Annotated in this window: 5 protein-coding genes; all 5 read right to left on the bottom strand. The window is 45.1% G+C overall.

Annotation, left to right across the window (positions count from 1 at the left end):
* Positions 1-612, bottom strand: a 612-nt coding sequence (locus tag RH85_RS06095) for a Wzz/FepE/Etk N-terminal domain-containing protein (protein WP_006711334.1), incomplete at its 3' end; no start/stop codon positions are given.
* The gene (locus tag RH85_RS06090) at positions 609-1,721 is read right to left on the bottom strand and encodes a glycosyltransferase (protein ID WP_006711333.1); all 1,113 of its coding nucleotides are present in this window, start codon (positions 1,719-1,721) and stop codon (positions 609-611) included. The genes RH85_RS06095 and RH85_RS06090, both read right to left, overlap by 4 nt.
* Complete coding sequence (locus RH85_RS06085) at positions 1,714-2,430, bottom strand: acyltransferase (RefSeq protein WP_006711332.1); 717 nt, start codon at positions 2,428-2,430, stop codon at positions 1,714-1,716. Before RH85_RS06085 ends, RH85_RS06090 begins: the two co-directional genes overlap by 8 nt.
* 71 nt (positions 2,431-2,501) lie before the next feature.
* Positions 2,502-3,902 carry an O-antigen ligase family protein gene (locus RH85_RS06080; protein ID WP_006711331.1) on the bottom strand — a complete coding sequence of 467 codons (1,401 nt, stop codon included), beginning with the start codon at positions 3,900-3,902 and terminating at the stop codon, positions 2,502-2,504.
* Positions 3,899-4,126: a hypothetical protein gene (locus RH85_RS23150; RefSeq protein ID WP_006711330.1), complete on the bottom strand. Its 228-nt coding sequence runs from the start codon at positions 4,124-4,126 to the stop codon at positions 3,899-3,901. The genes RH85_RS06080 and RH85_RS23150 overlap by 4 nt, the downstream gene beginning before the upstream one ends.
* Positions 4,127-4,191 lie beyond the last annotated feature (65 nt).

Raw genomic sequence — 4,191 nt, 5'->3', positions numbered from 1 at the left:
TTTTGCATTTCGAGGGGTTACGGCGAGATTTTGGTTACGATATTCGGCCAGAGCTTGCTCTGCTTGATCTAGCTCGTTGCGACGCTTTTCAATATGGATGGTCAAAAACTCACTTGAGTCACGTATTGATGAGCGCTCCGGTGCTAAAAGTTGTTCAATAAAATGTTCACTGATGGCGGTTAATAGCGATGCCATACCTTCGGGCTTATCAGCGGTTAACTTTATTTGCAGAAAGTCTTTACCAGGTTGAGTGACAGAAAGGTTGGCCGACAAATTTTGGATAATTCGTTCTTGCTGTAGAGGGGACATATCACTATTAATTAAACCTTGCTCAGAAGCCACCGAGTGCAAGACATGGCGACTTTTTAGCAGCGTACTTAGCGCATTTAGGCGTTCTTTTAACATGGTTGAAACGGCAATATCTTCCAAGAACGGATTCATTTTCGCTGTTTCTTGGATCAACATGCTGGTGTGTGAGACGTACACCGTAGGGGCCAATTTACCGACCAATAAGCCGACAAAAGGTAAGATCAACGCGGGTAGAATGATCACGTAACGTTGACGCCACGCGGCATTTAAAATCTCGGCGAGACGCAAAGTAACGCTACTCATAACATATCCAGTAGCGAGCGCACAAATTGGCTCCGTGCTCGCCAGCTATCGGAAGCCACAATATCTGCTGATCGTTTGGCTTCATAAGTTGTAATTTTGAGTGCCTCACTCATCTCGTGAGCATTATCAACGATATTAATATATTTATTGTAACGATCTAACGCCGGGAAGGGTGTTGCCACGATAGGCGACCCAGCTGCAAGGTATTCAAGCAGTTTAAGTGGGTTACAGGCCTGTATTTGTCGATTGGATTTAAACGGTAATAGGCTCGCTTGCCAATGCTGACTGTAACGGGGTAATTGATGGTGAGGGCGGGGTCCTAAATAATGGACATTGCTCAGTTTAGGTAGTGGGTTATAGGACATCTCGTTGGGGCCAACAAAGATAAAATCCCACCCAGGTAAATTTAGGGCAACGAGATTGATTAAGTCGTAATCCAACCAGTTAGACAAGCTGCCATAAAACCCAGCAACGGGTCTGCCACTTGTCGGGAAATCATCTGCTTTTGGCACTGGCTGGCTGAATAATTCAAGGTCAACGCCATGCGGTAGCAATACGGTTTTATTGTAGGGAAACTTGGCGCATATCGCTTCGCTCGCACCGAATATGATATTAGCCTTTTTAACCATTTTATGTTCATGTTCTGTGACCACGTCATGATCGACCCCGGAAAGCGCGGAAAAATCATCCCCGCAATAGTAGATCACGCCTGATTCGTTGAGGTGACCACATAGATCCGCGGCGGTTGGTAGCGAGCTCCATAAAATAGGCTTATCGATATGGTGCTGTTCAAGAATGGGTAACAGTTGCTGCAACATCATCGATCTTGCTAATTGGCGACTAATTTGGCTACCAGGTGCAGGAATAGTGCGTAAATTAACGATGTGAACATTGTCTGGTACTTGAGATGGGGTGCAAAATCCACGCTTTGCTTGTCCAAAGAGTTTGGACATTGCTCGATAACAATCGCCACTATTTAATTTTGGTTGTCGAAGCCCAATTGAATTGACCCAAATGATCTTTCTCATTTGGGGTAAATTACGAATCAAGTGTTGGGTGCTTGATGGTAATCCGCCAAAATCTTCGCCGAAAACAATCATATCACGCATAATTTTGCTCCTTGAGGTAGCGTACCACTTTAGCTGGATTACCAACGGCAACGACAAAGTCGGGTAGGTCATGGGTAACAACACTGCCGGTGCCAACTATCGTCCCCTCGCCGACAGTGACATTGGGGCAAATGGTGACATTGGTACCAATCCAGGCATCACGTTTTATCGTCACGTCTCCCACATTGGCATCATCATCCGCCGCGCCTTGAGCTCGTAACTGTGCATCTAATGCATGGCCTGAATAGCCAAAGATAAAGGCCCCGGATGCAATGCGAACGTTGTCTTCAATCACCACTTTTTTACCTACTGCAATGGTACTTTGCCATCCAATATCGACATTGTTGCCGACAATCAAGGCGGGTTGCTTGGTTTGGGATCGCCCAGAAAAAGTGGTATGGCCAGAAATTCGGCATTGGTTACCGATCGTGATTTCGATAGGCCCTGAGACAAAAGGTATCCCCCCATAGAGGTAAAGCTGTTTACCACAGCGACGGGTTCGCCCTTTAAATGCAGGAGTATGAATGAGCACCCGCATTACAGTGTGTACAATTTGCGACAGTGTTTGAACCGTATGAAACAATGATACATTCCACCAGCGGGGGGTCGGAAGATCTGCCGCGCGAGCTGTTTTTAGCCACTGAAATAGTTTCCTATAGCGGGGATCAGGATGGGTTTGTAGCCAAATTTTAAGGGACGAAACTGACATAAAAAGCCTCGTTAATTATTGTGTTTAGCTAACTAATTCATATTGCGTGCCAAGTAAGTATGCCTTTAAATTCAGTTGTTTATGTTGACATGTTTGCGGGTTGTATTGTCATTCTCATTTTGAGAGTCATTGTGAATAATGCGATGACAGGCAATAGCAAGGCCAGAAAGGATGTAAATTGGCCAGTTAAAGCCCTGAGTCAAAAAGGTTCCCGACACAATGGTGCCGATCAAACTGGCGTAAACGGCGAAAGCCGTTGCGTGGACATAAGGAGAAAAGTGATGCGCGCTTTCTTTTAAAGCTTGTAGGTTTTTACGGCTGGTTTTAATCACCGTAACAATGATGCCGATAAAAACAAATAAACCAACGAAACCAGCTTCAGCCATTACCCCAAACCAAGTACTGTGTACTGCGTGATTTAAACCATCCCAGTGCGAACTGTAAAAGTAGTAATTGAAGTAAAAATTATCGATGCCAACACCAGTTAGTGGTCTATCTAATGCCATTTTGAACGCCGCTTCCCATGCATATAGGCGTCCCATCGCCGATTCATCAATACCGGCCTCGCTGCTACCACCTGATTGCCGATCAGAAATGCCGGCCATGGTAAACAATACTGCTACGGCGATCGTCCCCAGTAGAGCGAGTAAAAATTTGGAGCGAATGTACTTGAGGCCAAAAATACCTAATATGGCAAGGCTGCCGAGTAATCCACCGCGACTTTGGGTTTCGATAACCGCATAAAATGCCGCGACAGTACACACGCCGCCTAGAATACGCACCCAGCCTAATTGTTTCGTCATCATCAAGCTCAGAGAAAAAGCGAGCGGGAACATTAGTACCAGTGAAAGGTCGTTAGGGTCACCTAGCATTGAACCTAAGTCTCGGCCAATGGTTACGCGCGATCCTTCAACTAATCCAATGCCGCCCAAGGCATTACTGATGGCGACACTGGCAATTAGTAAGCCCGCTAGTACGATCATGATTGCCATTCGTTTTAGGCTCAGTTCACTTTCAATTAGCCAAGCAATTGCCAGTGTCATGATGATGATTTTCCAGTAAACATTTTTAAAATACTCAAAGGCAACGCCAAGGTTTGATGCGAATAAAATTCCGATGAAAATGAGTAGCCAAAAAGCAATCAGCCAACCAAGGCAAGGGTGCCAAAATGGTTTGATTTGTTTACTGATCAAAATATGAAAACATAATGCGCTGAGAGCACCCAAAGAGAGTAATAATGGGATTCGTAAGTTATAGATGACAGGAAACGCTTCATGGATTCTAAAAAAAGAAAACAGCACAAATAAGCTTACCATCCAAAAGATTTGGTTGATGACAAAGAGTGCGCCGAGTGGTAATAAACCCAGTGCAATAATGATGGCTGGATGGGGATTGGTTAACCATGCAAGCGACAGAATGAAACAGACAAGCAGCAAGCCGGTTAAATGAGGAAGAGAGATGGCTCTACTCATACGCGAAACCTTTGCCATGCTAATTTTACCGCTGAAAATGGCAGTGGGAATAAGCGTAATTGATGGGCAAATAACAGCAAAATGAGAGGTTGCGAAACAGCTAGGACTAACATCATCGCGGGCGATACATCACTCAAGGCACTCAGTAAAAATAACGCTGTTAGCGTAACCACCAAGAATAAACTGCCGTGATAAGGTAAACGAGCACTATGCTGGCTGAGCATGAATATTGCGATGAAACGGCACGAGTTCGAGCTACGGCCTAATCACGCCGACCACCAACCAAATT

It is taken from the genome of Vibrio ichthyoenteri ATCC 700023, assembly GCF_000222605.1.
In the GTDB taxonomy this organism is placed as follows: domain Bacteria; phylum Pseudomonadota; class Gammaproteobacteria; order Enterobacterales; family Vibrionaceae; genus Vibrio; species Vibrio ichthyoenteri.
Note: the sequence above shows the minus strand (reverse complement) of the source record. Positions and strands in the feature narration are given on the sequence as shown.